The sequence below is a fragment of the Streptomyces sp. NPDC059994 genome, from assembly GCF_042737755.1.
GTDB lineage: Bacteria > Actinomycetota > Actinomycetes > Streptomycetales > Streptomycetaceae > Streptomyces.
This window is the reverse complement of record NZ_JBHWUR010000072.1, coordinates 1-16,984: the sequence shown is the minus strand read 5'-3', so window position 1 is coordinate 16,984 and position 16,984 is coordinate 1. Positions and strand designations below refer to the sequence as shown.

General features: G+C 70.3%; 18 protein-coding genes. 12 read left to right on the top strand and 6 right to left on the bottom strand.

The features are described 5' to 3' along the window. Window positions 1-228 precede the first annotated feature (228 nt). The gene (gene ilvA / locus ACFWA7_RS28235) at window positions 229-1,458 is read right to left on the bottom strand and encodes a threonine ammonia-lyase (RefSeq protein WP_385545551.1); all 1,230 of its coding nucleotides are present in this window, start codon (window positions 1,456-1,458) and stop codon (window positions 229-231) included. A 155-nt stretch (window positions 1,459-1,613) separates the two neighbouring features. Here ilvA and ACFWA7_RS28230 point away from each other — a divergent pair, with 155 nt between their 5' ends. From ACFWA7_RS28230 to ACFWA7_RS28220, 3 genes are read left to right on the top strand one after another with little or no spacing between them, the layout of a single operon-like run. Next, window positions 1,614-2,117 carry a MarR family winged helix-turn-helix transcriptional regulator gene (locus tag ACFWA7_RS28230; protein ID WP_385825821.1) on the top strand — a complete coding sequence of 168 codons (504 nt, stop codon included), beginning with the start codon at window positions 1,614-1,616 and terminating at the stop codon, window positions 2,115-2,117. 31 nt (window positions 2,118-2,148) lie between these two features. Then, window positions 2,149-2,643, top strand: coding sequence for a sigma factor-like helix-turn-helix DNA-binding protein (locus tag ACFWA7_RS28225; RefSeq protein WP_385545557.1), 495 nt, complete (start codon window positions 2,149-2,151; stop codon window positions 2,641-2,643). Further along, the gene (locus tag ACFWA7_RS28220; RefSeq protein WP_385545560.1) at window positions 2,640-2,891 is read left to right on the top strand and encodes a hypothetical protein; all 252 of its coding nucleotides are present in this window, start codon (window positions 2,640-2,642) and stop codon (window positions 2,889-2,891) included. Before ACFWA7_RS28225 ends, ACFWA7_RS28220 begins: the two co-directional genes overlap by 4 nt. A gap of 34 nt (window positions 2,892-2,925) precedes the next feature. On the opposite strand, the gene ACFWA7_RS28215 is transcribed toward ACFWA7_RS28220, so the two are convergent. Further along, window positions 2,926-4,080 (bottom strand): cystathionine gamma-synthase, encoded by a 1,155-nt coding sequence (locus ACFWA7_RS28215; protein ID WP_385545563.1) that lies wholly within the window; start codon window positions 4,078-4,080, stop codon window positions 2,926-2,928. A gap of 177 nt (window positions 4,081-4,257) precedes the next feature. Here ACFWA7_RS28215 and ACFWA7_RS28210 point away from each other — a divergent pair, with 177 nt between their 5' ends. Both ACFWA7_RS28210 and msrA read left to right on the top strand, forming a co-directional pair. Next, the gene (locus ACFWA7_RS28210) at window positions 4,258-5,361 is read left to right on the top strand and encodes a hypothetical protein (protein ID WP_385545566.1); all 1,104 of its coding nucleotides are present in this window, start codon (window positions 4,258-4,260) and stop codon (window positions 5,359-5,361) included. Window positions 5,362-5,468: 107 nt separating this feature from the next. Continuing rightward, window positions 5,469-6,170: a peptide-methionine (S)-S-oxide reductase MsrA gene (gene msrA, locus ACFWA7_RS28205; protein WP_385545569.1), complete on the top strand. Its 702-nt coding sequence runs from the start codon at window positions 5,469-5,471 to the stop codon at window positions 6,168-6,170. 30 nt (window positions 6,171-6,200) lie between these two features. Here msrA and ACFWA7_RS28200 read toward each other — a convergent pair whose 3' ends face one another. Both ACFWA7_RS28200 and ACFWA7_RS28195 read right to left on the bottom strand, forming a co-directional pair. Then, window positions 6,201-6,920, bottom strand: coding sequence for a creatininase family protein (locus ACFWA7_RS28200; RefSeq protein ID WP_385825819.1), 720 nt, complete (start codon window positions 6,918-6,920; stop codon window positions 6,201-6,203). 32 nt (window positions 6,921-6,952) lie between these two features. Continuing rightward, window positions 6,953-8,245, bottom strand: a complete 1,293-nt coding sequence (locus tag ACFWA7_RS28195; RefSeq protein ID WP_385825817.1) for a tetratricopeptide repeat protein — start codon at window positions 8,243-8,245, stop codon at window positions 6,953-6,955. A gap of 116 nt (window positions 8,246-8,361) precedes the next feature. On the opposite strand from ACFWA7_RS28195, the gene ACFWA7_RS28190 reads away from it, so the two are divergent. The 3 genes from ACFWA7_RS28190 (at window position 8,362) to ACFWA7_RS28180 (ending at window position 9,832) form a co-directional block, all read left to right on the top strand. Further along, window positions 8,362-8,781 (top strand): ATP-binding protein, encoded by a 420-nt coding sequence (locus tag ACFWA7_RS28190; RefSeq protein WP_385545579.1) that lies wholly within the window; start codon window positions 8,362-8,364, stop codon window positions 8,779-8,781. A 223-nt stretch (window positions 8,782-9,004) separates the two neighbouring features. After that, a complete protein-coding gene (locus ACFWA7_RS28185) occupies window positions 9,005-9,250 on the top strand; it encodes a hypothetical protein (RefSeq protein ID WP_385825815.1) in 246 nt (81 codons plus the stop codon). Between the two features lie 294 nt (window positions 9,251-9,544). Then, window positions 9,545-9,832, top strand: coding sequence for a hypothetical protein (locus ACFWA7_RS28180; RefSeq protein WP_385545620.1), 288 nt, complete (start codon window positions 9,545-9,547; stop codon window positions 9,830-9,832). Between the two features lie 407 nt (window positions 9,833-10,239). On the opposite strand, the gene ACFWA7_RS28175 is transcribed toward ACFWA7_RS28180, so the two are convergent. After that, window positions 10,240-11,019, bottom strand: coding sequence for a GntR family transcriptional regulator (locus ACFWA7_RS28175; RefSeq protein ID WP_385825813.1), 780 nt, complete (start codon window positions 11,017-11,019; stop codon window positions 10,240-10,242). Between the two features lie 173 nt (window positions 11,020-11,192). On the opposite strand from ACFWA7_RS28175, the gene ACFWA7_RS28170 reads away from it, so the two are divergent. The 4 genes from ACFWA7_RS28170 (at window position 11,193) to ACFWA7_RS28155 (ending at window position 14,693) form a co-directional block, all read left to right on the top strand. Next, the gene (locus ACFWA7_RS28170) at window positions 11,193-11,534 is read left to right on the top strand and encodes a hypothetical protein (protein WP_385545588.1); all 342 of its coding nucleotides are present in this window, start codon (window positions 11,193-11,195) and stop codon (window positions 11,532-11,534) included. After that, window positions 11,534-12,835 (top strand): FtsK/SpoIIIE domain-containing protein, encoded by a 1,302-nt coding sequence (locus ACFWA7_RS28165; RefSeq protein WP_385825811.1) that lies wholly within the window; start codon window positions 11,534-11,536, stop codon window positions 12,833-12,835. Before ACFWA7_RS28170 ends, ACFWA7_RS28165 begins: the two co-directional genes overlap by 1 nt. After that, on the top strand, window positions 12,832-13,029 hold the full coding sequence (locus ACFWA7_RS28160; protein ID WP_385545591.1) for a hypothetical protein: 198 nt from the start codon (window positions 12,832-12,834) through the stop codon (window positions 13,027-13,029). The genes ACFWA7_RS28165 and ACFWA7_RS28160 overlap by 4 nt, the downstream gene beginning before the upstream one ends. 218 nt (window positions 13,030-13,247) lie before the next feature. Continuing rightward, window positions 13,248-14,693, top strand: coding sequence for a replication initiator (locus tag ACFWA7_RS28155; RefSeq protein ID WP_385825840.1), 1,446 nt, complete (start codon window positions 13,248-13,250; stop codon window positions 14,691-14,693). A 134-nt stretch (window positions 14,694-14,827) separates the two neighbouring features. Here ACFWA7_RS28155 and ACFWA7_RS28150 read toward each other — a convergent pair whose 3' ends face one another. Then, window positions 14,828-16,273: a recombinase family protein gene (locus ACFWA7_RS28150; RefSeq protein ID WP_385825809.1), complete on the bottom strand. Its 1,446-nt coding sequence runs from the start codon at window positions 16,271-16,273 to the stop codon at window positions 14,828-14,830. Window positions 16,274-16,984 lie beyond the last annotated feature (711 nt).

Below are 16,984 nucleotides of genomic sequence, written 5' to 3'. Positions count from 1 at the left end.
GTACCCCCAGAGTTGGGTGTCGCGGGTGTCGTTTCGTACACGAATCCTGGATTCGCCCGGGCATGTGATGCCCGGTGGAACTGTGGCGCGGAGCACAGGCTAACGCGATGTATCGCGTTTCCTCAAGGGGTACGACGACTTCGGTGCGAGCGGCGGAAGCGGCACGGCCATCCGGCCCGTTCCGGACCGGTCCCGGCCGACCGGCCGGGGAGCACCCCGGTCACCCGGTCAGGAGATGACCTGGTACCCCTCTTCCCGCAGCGCCGCCCCGACCTCCAGGCAGTGCTCCGGTCCCTTCGTCTCCAGGTGCAGCTCCACCTCCACTTCGGTGAGTCCGAGCCGCGGATCGGTCCGTACATGGCTCACGTCGAGGACGTTGGCGTCGACCACCGACAGTGACCTGAGAAGCGCCGCGAGCGCCCCCGGCCGGTCCGGCAGGCGCAGCCGCAGGCTCAGATAGCGCCCGGCCGCCGCCATCCCGTGCCGCAGGATCCGCTGGAGCAGCACCGGGTCCACGTTGCCGCCCGACAGCACCGCCACCACCGGCCCCCGGAACGCCCCGGGATCGCTCAGCAGCGCCGCCACCGGGCTCGCCCCGGCGGGCTCCACGACCAGCTTGGCCCGCTCCATGCAGAGCAGCAGCGCGCTCGACAGATCGTCCTCGGATACCGTGCGGATCCCGTCCACCAACTCCTTGATCAGCGCGAACGGCACGTCCCCGGGCCGCCCCACCTTGATCCCGTCGGCCATCGTCGGCGCCGGGTCGATCGCGACGGGGTGCCCGGCGGCCAGTGAGGGCGGATACGAGGCCGAGGCCGCCGCCTGCACGCCGATGACCTTCACATCGGGGCGGACCGCCTTCACCGCGACCGCGATGCCCGCCGCCAGGCCCCCGCCGCCGACCCCGACGAGGATCGTGCGCACCTCCGGGCACTGCTCCAGAATCTCCAGGCCGACCGTGCCCTGGCCCGCGATGATGTCCGGGTGGTCGAAGGGGTGGATGAAGACCGCGCCCGTCTCGCGCGCGTACGCCTCGGCGGCCGCCAGCGTCTCGTCGACGACCGTGCCGTGCAGGATGACCTCCGCCCCGTACTCCCGGGTCGCGGCGACCTTCGGCAGCGGCGCGCCGACCGGCATGAACACCGTGGAGCGCACGCCCAGGAGCGAGGACGCCAGCGCCACGCCCTGCGCGTGGTTGCCCGCGCTGGCGGCTACCACCCCGGCCGCCTTCTCCTCGGGGCGCAGCCCGGCGATGCGTACGTAGGCGCCCCTGAGCTTGAAGGAGCCGGTGCGCTGGAGGTTCTCGCACTTGAGGTGGACCGGGGCGCCGACCAGGTGCGACAGATGCCGGGACCCTTCCATCGCGGTCATCCTGGCGACCCCCGAGAGCATCTTCTGAGCGCCGCGGACGTCATCGAGGATCAGGGGACGAAAGGGGTCAGGCGTACTGAAGCTCATGACCGCAAGTCTCGCAGCTCATGGGCTTGGCGGCCGTTCCGCGCCGGATCCTCCCGGCAGTTGTCCGCAGCTTTGCGCAGGGCCGGTACGCGTACCGGTCCGGCCGCGTACTCTTTCCCCCACCACCCCGACCGCCGCACGAGAGAGCCCCGGCCATGCCCACTACTCAGGACATGACTTCCCATCTCGACCCAGGTCTCCTCGATGCCCTCCAGCACCAGGTGGCCGTCTTCGCGCGCCGCGCGGAGCAGACCCGTCTCGGCGGCGTCGGCCAGGTCCGCAACTCGATGGACCGCGCGGCGTATCTGCTGCTCAACAGGCTCGACCAGGAAGGCCCGATGGGCGTCAAGGCGCTCGCCGCCGGCATGGGCATCGACTCCTCGACCGTCACCCGCCAGGTCGCCCCGCTCGTCGACACGGGCCTGGTGAAACGGACCTCGCACCCGGAGGACGGCCGCGCGGTCGTGCTCCAGCTGTCCCCGCGCGGCCAGACCCGCCTCGAAGAGGTGCGCTCCTCGCGCCGCGAGCTCATGGCGCAGGTGACCGACGGCTGGAGCGAGGAGGAACGCGAGTCCTTCTGCACCCTCCTGACCCGCTTCAACTCCGCTCTTTCGGCACGGCAGTCGGCCGCCCAGGACCCGGCGGCGCCGACCTCTTGACCCGCCGCGCGCACGGGCTTCATATGAGGCCATGCGCGAGCGGCAGACGGAACGGCAGCGCCGCAGCGCCCGCGAGTTCGAGGCGTTCGTGGCGGGCGCGGGGGGCCGGCTGCTGCATGCGGCCACCCTGCTCACCGGCGAGCCGCCCGAGCGCAACGAGCGGGCCCGGCGCCTGCTGACCGCCGCCCTTGCGCGGACGTACGCGCACTGGGACCCCGAGCGCGGCGAGGACCCGTACGACCGCACCCGCCAGGAGCTGGCGGCCAGGTTCGCGAGCACCGCCTGGCGCTACCACCGCCATCGCGACCGGGCGACGGGCGTGCTGGCCCGGCTCACTCCGCAGGAGCGGCTCGTCCTGGTCCTGCGGCTGTACGAGGGCGTCGCCGAGGAGCAGGTCGCCGCGCTGATCGGCCTGCCGTCCGAGCGGGTCCGGGTGATCTGCACGCGCGCGATCGCGACGATGCGCAGCGCCCCCGCGGGCCCCCGGCACCCGCGCCCGCGGACGACCGCGGAGGGGGTGTCATGAGCCTGCCCGACCGCAAGGAGGCGGAGGTCCGCCGCCTCCTGGAGGGCCCGCACCCACCGGTACCGGCCGAACTCGCCCTACGCGCCGCCGAGTCGGGCCTGCGGCTGCTGCGCCGCCGCCGGGCCGCGCGGCGGCTGATGTGGCTGGTGATCGTGGCGGCGGCGGTCGTCTTCGCGGTGTGGGCCTCGCGGGTGCATCCCTGGGTGGCGCCGCCGTCGACGGTGGCGCCACCGGTGGAGGGGTTCTGAGGGGTCCGGGACGCCCGGACCCCCACGTGAACCGTCAGCCCAGCGCCTGCTGGAGGTCGGCCAGCAGGTCGTCCACGTTCTCGATGCCGACCGACAGACGCACCAGGTCGCCCGGCACCTCCAGGGCGGACCCGGCGACGCTGGCGTGCGTCATCCGGCCCGGGTGCTCGATCAGCGACTCGACGCCGCCCAGCGATTCACCGAGCGTGAAGACCTTGGTGCGGGCGCACAGGTCGACCGCCTCCTGCTCGCCGCCGGTGACCCGGAAGGAGATCATGCCGCCGAAGGCGCGCATCTGCTTGGCCGCGACCTCGTGGCCGGGGTGCTCGGGCAGCCCCGGGTAGAGCACCTGCGACACCTTGGGGTGGCGGGTCAGCATCTCCGCGATCTTCCCGGCGTTCTCGCTGTGCCGGTCCATGCGGACGGGCAGCGTCTTGATGCCGCGCAGCACCAGCCAGGAGTCGAACGGCCCGGCGACCGCGCCCATCGCGTTCTGGTGGTACGCCAACTCCTCGCCCAGCTCGGCCGAGTTGGTGACGAGAGCGCCGCCCACGACGTCCGAGTGACCGCCCATGTACTTCGTCAGGGAGTGCACGACGACGTCCGCGCCGAGCGCGAGCGGCTGCTGGAGGTAGGGGCTCGCGAAGGTGTTGTCGACGACCAGCTTGGCCCCGACGTCCTTGGCGACCGCGGCGACGGCCGCGATGTCGGTGATGCCGAGCAGCGGGTTCGAGGGCGTCTCGACCCAGATGGCCTTCGTACGGTCGGTGACCGCGGCGCGCACGGACGCCGGGTCGGAGGTGTCGGCGACCGACCACTCCACGCCCCACCGGGAGACGACCTTGGCGAAGAGACGGAACGTACCGCCGTACGCGTCGTTGGGGATGACCACGTGGTCGCCCGGGGCCAGCAGCGAACGCAGCAGGCAGTCCTCGGCGGCCAGCCCGGACGCGAAGGCGAGCCCGCGGACACCGCCCTCCAGCGCCGCCAGGTTCTCTTCCAGGGCGGTCCGCGTCGGGTTGGCGCTGCGGCTGTACTCGTAGCCGCCGCGCAGCCCGCCGACGCCGTCCTGCTTGTACGTGGAGACCTGGTAGATCGGGGGTACGACCGCACCGGTCAGCGGATCCGCCGTGTTGCCGGCGTGGATCGCGATGGTCTCGAAGCTCTTGTCGAGGTGCTCGTGGCTCATGGTCCAGAGCCTAGTTCGCCGGTGGCGGGGGTGGGTGCGCTCGCCGGTTCCTGAGATCCGGGTCGCCGTCCGGTGAGACCGGGGCCGGGGCCGGGGCCGGGGCCGGGCAGCGGTCGACGGGGGCCCGGCCGGTGCCCGGGTTGGCCAGATGTCAGTGGGGTCTGGTTCGCTTGAGGCATGGAGATTCTCTGGATCCTGATCGCCGTGTGCATGCTGACGATGGCCCTGAGCCCGTGGGTGCGGCGCCGTCGGGCCGGTATCCAGCTGGCCGAGCCGGGCTCGCCCGACGCCGCGGACCCGGCGGAGTACGGGTTCGCGCGCCAGGAGGAGCTGGACGTACGGCTGCCCGGCCCGGACCAGGACCTCCTGGACGTACTGAACGTGGTGCAGGCCACCCAGGAGTGGCGGGCGGCGGCGCAGCTGCTCGCCGGCACGCCCAAGGAGGGCGAGGTGCGCTGGCAGCGCGTCCAGGCCTTCGCGGGCGCTGCCTCGCTGGAGCTGGCGCAGCGCCCCGGCGTGGGCGGCGCCTGGCTGCGCAAGTGGCGCTCCGAGGCCCCCGAGGACGCGGGCGCGGCGCAGGTGCACGCGGAGTTCCTGGTCCAGCAGGCGTGGCGCTCGTCGTCGGCCGGCCAGGACGACTTCCGGATCATCCTGGAGGAGGCCCGCGCGGTCTGCGCGGAGGCGTCGCTGCTGGCCCCGGGCGACCCGATCCCGTACATCGTCGAACTGGCGGTGGCGCGCGGACTGACGTACCCCCACCCGGAGTTCGAGCAGCTCTGGGCCAAGGTGATGGACCGCGCCCCGAACCACATGGGGGCGCATCTGTCCGCCCTCCACTACTGGTGCGAGAAGTGGCACGGCTCGCGCGTGCTGGCGGACGAGTTCGCCACGTCGGCGGCGGCGCGGGCCCCGCACGGCTCGCTGCTGGCCGCGCTGCCGCTGTTCGCGGTGTACGAGCATATGCCCGACATCGTCCTGGTCACGGACTTCCACCGCACGATGGTGGTGAGCCGCGCCCTGGAGGGCGCCCTGCACGCGGTCCACTCGGCCCGCCCCGGCGACCCGGTCCTGGCCCACGTCCGCCATCTGCTGGCGTTCTTCCTGGTCCGCGCGGAGCGCTGGTCGGAGTCGATGGACCAGTTCGTCCACCTGGACGGCTTCGTGGGCGCACTGCCGTGGACGCTGTCCGAGGACCCGGCGGCGGAGTACGCGATATACCGCGCGCTGGCGGTGGCGGGGTACGAGGCGAACGGGGGCAACCCGGCGACGCTGCCGCGCTGAGGCGGGGGCCTGGGGCTTCTCGGGGCCGGGGGAATCCGGCCCAACCCCGGAACGTTGCAAGGGGTGGACCCGAACCGTCGCCGCCACCCCGGCCGAGGAGCCCCAGCATGTTCCTGAACAGTCGCACGCCCGTCCTTCCCAAGCCCGAGGAGGCCCTCAAGGGCCGCCCCGAGCCGGAATTCACCGCCCCCGACCGCCACACGGTCCTGGGCAACCCGCTGCTCGGCCCCTACCCCGAGGGCCTGGAGGTCGCGGACTTCGGCCTGGGCTGCTTCTGGGGAGCCGAGCGCAAGTTCTGGCAGACGGAGGGCGTGTGGACGACCCTGGTCGGCTACCAGGGCGGCTACACGCAGAACCCCACGTACGACGAGGTCTGCTCGGGCCTGACGGGCCACACGGAAGCGGTCCGCGTGGTCTACGACCCGTCGGTCGTCCCCTACGCCGCCCTCCTGAAGCTCTTCTGGGAGTCCCACAACCCCACGCAGGGCTTCCGCCAGGGCAACGACGTGGGCACCCAGTACCGCTCCGCGATCTACACCCACACCGCGCCCCAGGCGTCAGCGGCCACGGCATCCCGCGAGTCCTACCAGAAGGTCCTGACGGCCTCGGGCCACGGCGAGATCACAACGACGATCCTGCCGGCGGAGGGGCGTACGTTCTATGCGGCGGAGCCGTACCACCAGCAGTACCTGGACAAGAACCCTGGCGGGTACTGCGGGATCGGGGGGACGGGGGTCAAGCTAGACGACCCGTTCGAGACGAACTGGGGGGCGTCTTGCCCAACGGGTATCGCTCCTGCGGAGGACTGACCTGGCTGGGTGCCCGCCGGACTGCCACGGTCAGCTCGCTCTGCGACCGATCACGGAAAGGTGAGCGCGGGCCGACTCCGAGAAGCTATCCAAGATCGCCTTGCCCTTGGCGGCCGTGGCCAATGACGGCTGGCCGATGATCCCGTTCGTGGTGTACCCGGCCATGCCCAGGGTGAGCAGGTTCGGGCGGCTGGGGGCCGAGTGGTCGTCCTGTTCGATGCCGTCGTGGACCAAGTGGGGCGCGCCGTGGAGGAGTAGGGAGACCTCGAACTCTCCGCCGTGCATGTCCTCGGCTCCGGTGCTCTCCAGTCCGGCGTCCGCGCGGGCGCGGGCCCGGTCCTCCGAGACGGGGAACAGGGCGACTCGCGGGCCGTCGACGTTCAGCTCCTGGGCGACGTTGGACAGGACGTAGTTGCCGCCGTGCCCGTTGACGATCAGCAGGCCGGGGACACCGGACGCCTTCAGTGATCGCCAGATGTCGTTGACCATGGCGTACAGGGTGGCCGCGCTGATGCTGACCGTGCCCGGCATGGCCGCGTGCTCGTGGGAGCAGGAGACCGTGATCGGCGGCAGGAGGAACAGGTCGTGATCGTCCGCGATCCGCTTCGCGATCAGACAGGCGATCGCTGTGTCCGTGATCAGTGGGAGATGGTCGCCGTGCTGCTCGAAGCTCCCCACGGGGAGGACTGCGACGGCCGGTCCTCTGTTGCGCTCGTCTCCGGACGTCGCCTGCGTGATCAGTTCGTCCATGCCCCCAGCTTCCCTCATCGTCTGCGGTCCGACTAGGTAGCGAGTCGGTCGCGAACGATCTCAAAGCGCTCGATGAACGTCGCCACGGCGGGTACGTTCCGCTGCGGCCCGGCAGCGCGAATCACTGCCTCCAACTCGGTGAGCGTCCTTGCCGACCCGGTCTGGGTGACGATCGCGAGAGCCTTCGTGGCGGCCTTCGCGCCCTGCTCGGGCTCACCGGCTTTGGCGTACGCACGAGCGAGCCGCGCGAGATAGACACCTCGATCGTTCCGGTAGATCTGCGGCAGTGCAGCGATCTCGTCCTCGAAGAGCTGGACGGCACGCAGGGGTTCACCTAGATCGATCCAGCAGTTCGCCCGCTGGATTTCGATGTACGTCGGGGTGCAGTACGAGGTGTCGAGCCTGGTCGGCGGGTCGTTCTCGGTGGACTGCGACGCGTACTCGTGTGCCTCGTCGAACTTCGCGAGCGCTGCTCTGGGGTTGCGCTGCAACGCGTAGCCCGTGGCCTCTTGTTGAACGGCCAGGGCGGTGATTCCCGACGTCAGGTTCGGCACTCGCTGAGCCGCGCGCGCCAATCCGATCGCCCGTTCGGCATTCGCCTGTGAGGCGGCCTGGTGGCTCTTCCTGAAGAGTACGTACGACTGCATGTGATCGTCGGCCGCCTCCTGGGCCCATTCCATTGACCGGTCCGACCAATATCCGGCTACGGGGAAATCTCCGAGATCCTGGTACAGCCAGCCGAGGAATTCAGCGATCCGGCTCCCGAGCCGCAGCAACTCGTCCCGGGTTGAACCATTGGCGTCCCGTAACAGGCGGTCGATCGTCTGTGCATGGTGGACGACCGTGGAAAGTGGTTGACGTGCGCCGAAGTAGTTGGCGCTCTTGTAGTGCAGCGGGAGTTGGCTCTCGATGAGAGTCGTAGCGAACTGAGGGTCCGTGATGTCCTCGCCCGGTGACGCCACCCAGAGCTCGTCCGGCGTCGGGGCCAGACTGGAATCACCGGCTGTCAACGACGCGGTCAGTGAGGCCCGTTCGTCTCCCTCCCACCCCCGCCGCATGAGGCCGAGCATGTGGCCGGGGATGTGCAGGCCGTCGGCAACCCGCTCGATCACCGCTATGTCCTTGATAACCCGCTGCCCCTTGATCACCTCGCCTACGCGGCTCGGCGTCAGCTCGCAGCGACGCGCGATGAGAGCAGGGTAGACACCGGCCCGCTTCACCAATTTGAAGATCTCTGAGAAGTCGCGTTCACGGCAGGCTTCGATCATCTCGACGTCATTCAATAAGCGCGCCGGGAGATCTTGTGATGCCTCGGGCTTGGACATGAGCGACGCTCCGGGATCGGCTCCGTGGATCGCTGTGGCGTGTCCCAGTGATGTTACCCACCGTGGGTAATCGCGCTGAGGTCGTTCGGGCGATTGCGCGCCGCAACTCTGGGTCCATGAAGACGAATGCGGCAGTGACGAACGGGACGACGGTGGTTCGCCGTTGGGCCCGTAGCGCTCGCAGCGTCGGTAGGGCGCGGTCCGTGCTACGGGAAACGCTGGCCGGTTGGGACCTGGGTGCCGTCGAAGACACGGCGTTGGTGGTGCTTTCCGAGCTGGTCACCAATGCGGTCCGGCACACGCATGTGCCACTTGGGAGCCAGATCCAGACGCGGTATCAGCGTGAAGGAGACGGCGTCCGCATCGAGGTCCATGACGCGGACAACGAGCTTCCCGCAGCGCGCGTACCGGGAGAGACCGGTGGATGGGGACTCATCCTCGTCGACAGCCTCGCCGCTCGCTGGGGGGTCGACGACCGTGACGGGATCGGCAAATCGGTGTGGGCCGTGGTCAACGCGGCAGGGGGTGAAGCCTGATGGCCCGGGTGGCTGCGCTGCGGGTTCAACGGGGTGACTTGGTCCACACACACGGCCAGTGGCGAGAGGTCAAGGCGGTCCGCGCTGACCGACAGCGCTCCAGCGGGTCACAGGTGGTGGTGCTCTTCCGCTCCGGCCCGGCGCTACGGGTGAAGGCCAGTGACGTGCTGATGGTGAACCGGGGCGGCCGGGCTGCGCGCGGGAAACCGAGAAGGGGGCGGCCATGACGACTCCTCGGGCGATTTGGCGCTTCGCGGACTGGGCGTTGCAGCTCGACACCTCGGGTAGCGGGCCGATCTTCGAGAGTCAGTGCACGACGTGCAACGACTCGTCCGAAGCCTCGGACGGCAAGGAAGTCCCCGAAGTGTGGTGCCTGCGGCACGCGGGCGCTACCGGCCACACCGGATTCCGGGCCGTGACGACTTCGTACTTCAGGGCGAAGTTACTGGAGCAGGACGGGGCAGGCTGATGCGACAGCGCCTGTTCGCCTTGGGATCGTCATCTTCTGGATCACTGTCTATGTGCCGTTGGCGGTGATCAGCGATCCGTTTTTGCACGGTTGATAACTTCCGGCCTTCGTAGGCCGGAAGCGGGCCGGGCCACCCCATTGCCCTGGTAAGCGAAGGGTGGCCCGGCTGGGGACACTGCGGCCCCCGGTGCCAGATGGTATCCGGGGCCGTTGTGCTGCGCTTCTGTCTTGGCACACAAGGGAGTTGATCAGGTACTACCCGAGACCGGACAGAGGTGGACTGTCGTGAACGGCATGGAGGGCGAGGGGCTGTACGACGGCCTGGACGCGGTGGAGATGGACGTCGGGCTGTGGTCGCCGGGCGTGGACTACCTGTCCGGCTGGCGCGAGGCGCGTAAGGCGGCGGACCGGTTGAACCGTGCGCTGCTGGCGGCGGGCTTCGAGCTGTCGCAGCTGCGGGCGACTGCGGCGACGGCTGGGGACGGGCGTGGGGTGGTGCGGGTGGCGGGCTGGCCGGTGGCGGTGGACCGGCTCGCGGCGCTCCTGGAGGCGGCTGCCGCGCGTGACGGCGGCGCGCTGTGAGGGGTGTTCTGCCTGGTGGGTGGTGCGCGTGGGCACGTCGCCGGCCGGAGAGACTTTGGGCGGTAGCTGCCATGGGGCGAGTGAACAGGGGGCCCTACGCTGGCCCGGCGAATCGGGCGGGCACCTGCCCTGCCCGCTGTTGTGCCCGATGGGCCCCCTGTTCTTCGAGGCTCGCCCCATGGGAGCTGCCTAAAGTCTCGGAGGCCGTCGACCCCCAGCCCCGTGGACACCGGCCCTCGTCGGCCGGTCGACGCCTTGCGGCCTTGGGTACGTGGTGCGGGGCGTCGGGCGTCCGGCCGGGACCGGCGGTCACGCCGCATGCCCGGCCGGGGCGGCCGGGCGGCCCGGCGCGCCGCAGGCGCGCCCTTGAGGAAGTGAAGACTGTTTCGACCGATGGCCGTTGGCACTCAGGTGCGGGTGCGCCGGGCGGGCTGCTGGTCGGCGGTGATCTTGTAGGCGAGTTCGGCCCGGTCGGCGCCGACGCGGAGTTCTTCGAGGAGCAGGGGGCGGTCGTCGGTGCCGTGCGTGACGCGGCTGGTGTGCAGGACCGGCGTGGCGTCGGGCAGGCGCAGGGCGGCGCGTTCGTCGGGCAGGGGCATGCGGGCGCGTACCGTCTCGGACCACCACAGCTTGTGCCCGGCCTTGGTGAGCAGCGCGTAGATCGCCTCCGGGGGTGTGTCCGGTGCCTCAGCCAGGCCAGGGGTCGCCTCGGCGGTCGTGAAGGGGATCAAGGTGCGGTGCATCATGCGCGTGCCGGTGGCCGGGTCGGTCAGCAGTCGGTCGCAGCCGAAGAGCGCTTCTTCCTCGGCCAGTCCGAGCGGACGGCCGGTGGTCTTGGTGGTGTGGGAGCGGTAGACGGTCGGCTCGTCGACTGCCTCCCACTCGGTGTCGTCGTGGGTGGTGAACCGTCCGCCGGTCGTGCGGCTGATCCGGCGCTCGATCGTGAGGGCGGGCAGGCCACTGGAGCGGACGAAGCTGCCCTTGCCGTGCCGGACGTCGATCAGCCCTTCCGCGCGCAGGGCGGCGACGGCGTTGCGGACGGTCGGCCGGGAAACCCGGTAGCGCGCCATGAGCTGGGACTCGGAGGGGAGCGGGGCTTCGGGCTCGAACTCGCCGGACAGGATCGCTTCGCGGATGGCGGCGGCGACCTGCTGGTAGAGGGCTCCGGGGCGCTGCATCTCGCTCATCTGGACACCTTTGTCGTGGGTGTGGTGGGGACGTAGGCACGTCGCACGCGCGACATCACTCGTCAGCATAAGTACTTGCCCAACTCCCGTACAGGGGCGCATAGTTCCAACTCGTTAGGACAAGTGACGTCAGCATGAGGCTGGCGTCGTGAGCGGCCTGGGAGGCCAAGATCATGCAGTCCATTCCCGTGGACACGACACGACTGGGCGTACTGCGGTGCGCCATCGCACCTGAGAAGAAGATCGCCAACTCCGAGACCGGGGAGGTGAAGACGGACCGTGACGGCAACCCGATGTACACCGTGGCCGTCACGGTCCGCCAGGACGCCCGCCGCATATCGGTGATCGAGATCGCCGTGAGCGGCGAGCCGCGCGGCATCGAGGAAGGAATGATCGTCAAGGTCACCGGACTGATCGCGTTCGCCTGGTCGATGGGCGACCGGCACGGCATCAGCTTCCGCGCCGACGCGATCACTCCCGCCCCGGCGGCCTTACCGAAGGCGGGCGGTGCGTGATGGGGGCCATCCTGCTCGCGCTGGCACTCGCCGCACTCGCCTGGTCCCTCGTCCTGGGCGACCTGCTGCGCCGGACCCGTCCGGCCTGGCACTGGTACGTCACCGGCTACCCCGTGACCTGCTGCCGGGTGGTCTTCACCTGGCGCAAGGTCGCGATGCTCAACGACCTGTCCGTCTCGCGGCGCCCGCCACGCGGACTGGTCGGGGACCTGGTGGTCAAGGGCGATCCGCTGCGGCCCATCACACCCCGGATCTCCTTTCCCCGGGCCACCCTCATGGGCCTGTCGGTGATCGTTCGCCTGCATCCGGGGCAGACCCCGGCCACGTACATGAAGGCGGCCGACGCGCTCATGCACGCGTGGAAGGTCCACGCGGTACGGGTCACCTCCCCCGAACGCGGCCTGGTGCTGCTGACCGCGACGGCCAGTGACCCGCTGGAGCGGCCGGGCCCGGCGACCGCGCCCGCCGTGCTGCTGTCGGCGCTGATCGGTGCCCTGGAGAGCGGTGGCGCCTGGGTCATGGACCTGCGGCTGGTGCCGCACTGGCTCATCACCGGCGCCACCCGGTCCGGGAAGTCCACGCTGCTGGCCCGGCTGATCACGCAGTTCGCCCCGCAGCCGGTCGCCCTGGTCGGCATCGACTGCAAGGGCGGCATGGAACTGGGCCTGTTCTCACCCCGGCTCAGCGCCCTGACCACGTGCCGACGTGAGGCGGTCGCCGTGCTGGCCGCGCTCGTGACCGACATGCACGAGCGGATGCTGATCTGCCGGGCGGCCGGGGTCCGCTCGATCTGGGAGCTGCCCGACAAGCTGCGGCCGGTACCGGTCGTCGTGATCGTCGACGAACTCGCGGAGCTGTACCTCTCGGACGGCACCCGCCAGAGCAAGACCGAGGCGGAGCAGTGCTCCGTCCTGCTGCTGCGCATCGCCCAACTCGGGGCCGCGCTCGGCCTGCACCTGGTGGTCGCCGGACAGCGGGTGGGCTCCGACCTCGGCCCCGGAGTGACGGCGCTGCGGGCGCAGCTCGGTGGCCGGGTCTGCCACCGGGTCAACGACCCCGGCACGGCGGAGATGACCCTGGGTGATCTCAACAAGGACGCCGTGGCCGTCGCCCAGTCGATCACCCCAGCAGAGCAGGGGGTGGCCGTGTGCACCGGCCCGGACGGCGGCTGGTCCCGGGCCCGCTCGCACCTCACGCCGACCGAGGAAGCCACCGCGACCGCACGCAAGTACGCGGCCATGACACCCCACCTGCCCGCCTTCGACCGCGCCCTCGCGGCGCAGGCAGGGGGCGAGCAGTGATCAGCGAATCGGCGGCACTGCCGCTCGTCGTGGTCTTCGGGATCATCTCCGTCCTGCTGGTGCGCTCGCGCGACGTGCGCCCCTGGGAAGCCGTCTGCATCGGCCTGTTCGGCATGTACCTGGGCCAGACCCCGGTCCTGTTCACCATCGACGGACTCGTGAGCTGGTTCCTTAACGGCTTCACCTCCCCCTGACCCGAGCAGAAAGGACGCACATCATGCCCATGAACCGCGTGCGCTGCCCCGCCTGCAAGGGCGAGGGGGCACGCACCACCTGGACCGGACGGCGTCGGCGCTGCCGCGTCTGCCGGGGCACCGGCACCATCCGCTGAACCACCCGAACTGATCACCACGGAGGCCCGCATGGACCACACCACCCCGCCCACCATCCACCCGGCCGCTGCGGCGGCCCCCTGCGGAAGGTCCCCGCCATCACAGCCGACCTCACCCCGGCCGACCGGCGCGCCCACCTCAACCGTGCGGCGCGCCTGCGTCAGCTCACCGACACCGACCGCGACGCGATACGCCTCGCCCAAGACCCCCAGTTCACCCGCTGGCTCGACCAAGTACGCGCCACCGGCGGCTGCGCCCACCCCATCCACCTCTCCGGCCACACGACCACATGGGACGAAGCGACCGGCGAGTGCCTGCACCACTACGACACCCGCACCGAACCCGGCGGACGCCTCCTGATCCGCTGCCGCAACCGTCGTGCGAGCGTCTGCGCCCCGTGCTCCCGCCTCCACGCGGGCGACACCTTCCACCTCGTCCGCGCGGGCCTGGTCGGCGGCAAGAACGTTCCCCCGGCGGTCCGCGACCGGCCCCGCCTCTTCATCACCCTGACCGCCCCGTCCTTCGGCCCCGTCCACCGGGCGGGCGAACGATGCCGACCGCGCCGCGACGGCGGCACCTGCGAACACGGGCGCCCCCTCGGCTGCGGCGCCCTCCACGACACGGACGCTCCCCAGGTCGGCCAACCCCTCTGCACCGACTGCTACGACTACCCGGCGCACGTGCTCTGGCACGCGCACGCGGGGATGCTGTGGGACCGGTTCACCCGCGCCGTCCGGCGCCACCTCGCCACCTCGGCCGGGCTCGTACAGTCCCACTTCCCGCAGCACGCCCGGCTGTCCTTCGCCTGCGTCGCCGAGTACCAGAAGCGCGCCGCCGTCCACGTCCACGCCGTCGTCCGCCTCGACGGCCCCGCCGGACCGAGCGACGAACCCCCGCCCTGGGGCACCGCCGACCGCCTGGCCGACGCCGTGCGAGCCTCCGCCCACCGGGTCGTCGTCCGCACCCCCTACAGCCCGGCCACCGGCCAACTCGCCCTGCGCTGGGGTATCCAGATCGACGTCCGCCCGCTACGCGCCGACGGCGGCGGACCAGACGATGACGCGGTGGCCGCGTACATCGCGAAGTACGTCACCAAGAGCGCCAGCGACACCGGCGCCGGAACCGACTACCGGCTCACCACCCGGCACGACATCGACACGGCCCACGTCACCGGCCACGTCCGCACCCTCATGCGCACCTGCTGGCGCCTCGGCACCCTCCCCGAATACGCACCCCTGCGCCTGCGCCCCTGGACCCACACCCTCGGCTACCGAGGCCACATCCTCACCAAATCCCGCGCCTACTCCACCACCTACACCGCCCTACGCGCAGACCGCGCCGAACATCAGGGGCATGGCGACGCGCCCGGCGCGATCACCGATGCCCACTGGCGCTACACCGGCTCCGGCCACACCCCCGGCGCCGCCCTCATCGCGTCGGGCATCGCAGAGGACTTGGCCACGAGCCGGGAAACGGCACGGGATGCCATCGGCGGACCGGCTAGGGGCGCCCTTGGTGCCGGATGAGCTCAGGGAGCGAGTCACCGCCTCTCGTGCCCGGCAAGGGCTTCCGCCGGTGATCGAGGACCTTGCCGTGATCGAGAAAGTCGCACAGGTCTTCACGCTCATCGCCCCCGTCCAGCCCGCCGAGGCCGACTGCGCTACGCGACCCAGTCGAAAACGAAACGGTCAGGGTCCCACCGCTTGCGCGGGTTCGCCGGACGAACCTCGATCGACCGGACGCACGCCTTGATGATCGCCCGCCGCTGGGAGTTGTTCATCTTCTTCCAACGAGCCTGCATGTCCACGAAGGTGCCGACAAACCCCATGAGCACAGCCACCCGGGAGACCTTCGACAGCTTCGCGCGGTTCCGCTCCAACCGCTCCTCGATCGGTTCGCGCGCGATCATCCACTCCTTACGGCTGATGCGCCGCTCCCCCATATCCCGGGCCAGTTCTTCGAGTTCCTGCTCATCGGTCCGGATCTCGTCGTACAGGTCGTTGCCTGCTGTGTCCTGCCCCCGCAGTCGCTCCATGAGGGCGCCCGACTCCAGGGCGGCGAGCACCATGTCCCGGATGTGATCGTCCGTACGCTCGGTGTTGGTGGCCGTACCGGCGCAGGCGTCTGTGCCAGGGGTGTTGGGGCAGACGTAGCGCCGAACTCCGCTCCTCGGGCGGCCGATCATCCCCCACCCGCACGGCTTGCCGTCCGCCTTGGGCTTCCCGCAGCGGAGTACACCGGAGAGCAGGTAGCTTCGCCTCGTCGAGCCCTCGATAGTCGTCCGGCGAGCCGGGTCGCTCAGGACCCTGCGCACCCGGTCCGAGTCCTCATGGCTGATGATCCCCGGCCATACCGCATCGGCGACGATCTCCCCCAGTAAGGGCCGGGTACTCTCCCACGAACTACGCGGCGTGTGCTCCCGGCGCCCGCTGATCCGGGCCGATGCCAGCAAGCGGCGTAACCCGCTCGGCTTCCACGACTTGCCCGCCGCACTGACGATCTTCCGCTCCTGCCAGTCCCGGCAGATGCTCGCCAGGCTCTCGTTCGCCAGTACGCGCCGTACTCCCTCGCATATGTATTCGGCCTCGCTCTCCCGGATCGTCAACCGGTCGTCCTCGTAGCCGAACGGCCGCTTCCCGCCTCCGGCAACCTTGCCCGCCTCGGCGGCCTGGCGCCTCTGCCGCTTCTGCCGCTCGGACTTGTGCTCCGCCTCGTGTCGCGCGGCAGCCCCCAGCATGCGCGCGATCATGCGACCGGTCGGCGTTGCCAAGTCGATCTCACCCGTGACAGTGGCCAGTTCGAGGCCGCACCGGTCCGCGAGATCAATGACGTCTTCCAGTTCGCGGGGAGATCGGGTAAGACGGTCGACGTGCCAGCAGACGACCGCGTCGACCACGCCCCCGTTGATGTCCCCCAACAGCTCCTGCCACTTCGGCCGGGGAGCTCCCGAGTACGCGCTGACGTCGTTGTCCGGGTAGACGGCCACCACGTCCCACCCCTTGCGCGCACACAGCGCCCGGCAGTCCTCCTCCTGGCGCGCGACGCCAAGTCCAGCGCCGCCCCTGTCCTGACTGATCCGAACATAGATTCCGGCTCGTCGCGTCATGGGTCACATTGCTACACCCTCGTAGGGACGGGGGTTTCCTGCCCGATCGGGGTCGCTCCGGCCGACGACAAGTGAGCTTGGACCTGATCCCCGAACTGCTGGCGAGGCTGTGGCGGGAACGGTGACTAGTAGGTCCACCCGGCGCCCACACCCTCCGCAACGCATACGCAGACCGCTAGGCGCGCCTCCCCACCCTCCCTGCCTCGAAGCTCTCCCCCGAGTCCGAGAACGAATACGCGATCGGCGCTTGCGTCAGCCGTCTTAGAGCCGCTTTCGGCCATAGCGCCTGATGAGACCACGATCTCATCGTCTCCCTCGCCACCATTACAAACATGGCGTCTTCGGGGGCGAGGGGCAGTCGACTCGGTGGCTTGGGACAGTGGTGGGGAGTCCTAGCCGGTGCTCTACTCATCGCGGCATGGATCAATGGCACGGCTGGCCCGGCCGTGATCATCGCCCTGTCCGTCGTCGTACTTGCCTGGTCGTTCTTTCAAGCCCCAGTTACCTGCGGGGCGCCGGTCAGAGGAAGGAACGATGGCTGCCGCAATAACGCGACGGGGCTCCTCATGGGCTGCCACATCCGCCAGCATCGGTGGCAGAAACTCAGGATGCTCATTGAGCGTTTTCAGTGTGCCCACTGATCGGGTGATGCAGGCGGTCGCGCAACGCACAGGGCTCCCGCGCCGTTGAGGGAGGCGTTCGAAGTCTCAA

Coding starts and splice junctions, on each gene's coding strand:
- ACFWA7_RS28200 (WP_385825819.1), bottom strand. CDS start 6,920: ATGGACGAACTGATCACGCAGGCGACGTCCGGAGACGAGCGCAACAGA.
- ACFWA7_RS28215 (WP_385545563.1), bottom strand. CDS start 4,080: ATGAGCCACGAGCACCTCGACAAGAGCTTCGAGACCATCGCGATCCAC.
- ACFWA7_RS28220 (WP_385545560.1), top strand. CDS start 2,640: ATGAGCCTGCCCGACCGCAAGGAGGCGGAGGTCCGCCGCCTCCTGGAG.
- ilvA (WP_385545551.1), bottom strand. CDS start 1,458: ATGAGCTTCAGTACGCCTGACCCCTTTCGTCCCCTGATCCTCGATGAC.
- ACFWA7_RS28190 (WP_385545579.1), top strand. CDS start 8,362: ATGAAGACGAATGCGGCAGTGACGAACGGGACGACGGTGGTTCGCCGT.
- ACFWA7_RS28185 (WP_385825815.1), top strand. CDS start 9,005: ATGACGACTCCTCGGGCGATTTGGCGCTTCGCGGACTGGGCGTTGCAG.
- ACFWA7_RS28165 (WP_385825811.1), top strand. CDS start 11,534: ATGGGGGCCATCCTGCTCGCGCTGGCACTCGCCGCACTCGCCTGGTCC.
- ACFWA7_RS28230 (WP_385825821.1), top strand. CDS start 1,614: ATGCCCACTACTCAGGACATGACTTCCCATCTCGACCCAGGTCTCCTC.
- msrA (WP_385545569.1), top strand. CDS start 5,469: ATGTTCCTGAACAGTCGCACGCCCGTCCTTCCCAAGCCCGAGGAGGCC.
- ACFWA7_RS28175 (WP_385825813.1), bottom strand. CDS start 11,019: ATGAGCGAGATGCAGCGCCCCGGAGCCCTCTACCAGCAGGTCGCCGCC.
- ACFWA7_RS28210 (WP_385545566.1), top strand. CDS start 4,258: ATGGAGATTCTCTGGATCCTGATCGCCGTGTGCATGCTGACGATGGCC.
- ACFWA7_RS28150 (WP_385825809.1), bottom strand. CDS start 16,273: ATGACGCGACGAGCCGGAATCTATGTTCGGATCAGTCAGGACAGGGGC.
- ACFWA7_RS28195 (WP_385825817.1), bottom strand. CDS start 8,245: ATGTCCAAGCCCGAGGCATCACAAGATCTCCCGGCGCGCTTATTGAAT.
- ACFWA7_RS28180 (WP_385545620.1), top strand. CDS start 9,545: ATGGAGGGCGAGGGGCTGTACGACGGCCTGGACGCGGTGGAGATGGAC.
- ACFWA7_RS28170 (WP_385545588.1), top strand. CDS start 11,193: ATGCAGTCCATTCCCGTGGACACGACACGACTGGGCGTACTGCGGTGC.
- ACFWA7_RS28225 (WP_385545557.1), top strand. CDS start 2,149: ATGCGCGAGCGGCAGACGGAACGGCAGCGCCGCAGCGCCCGCGAGTTC.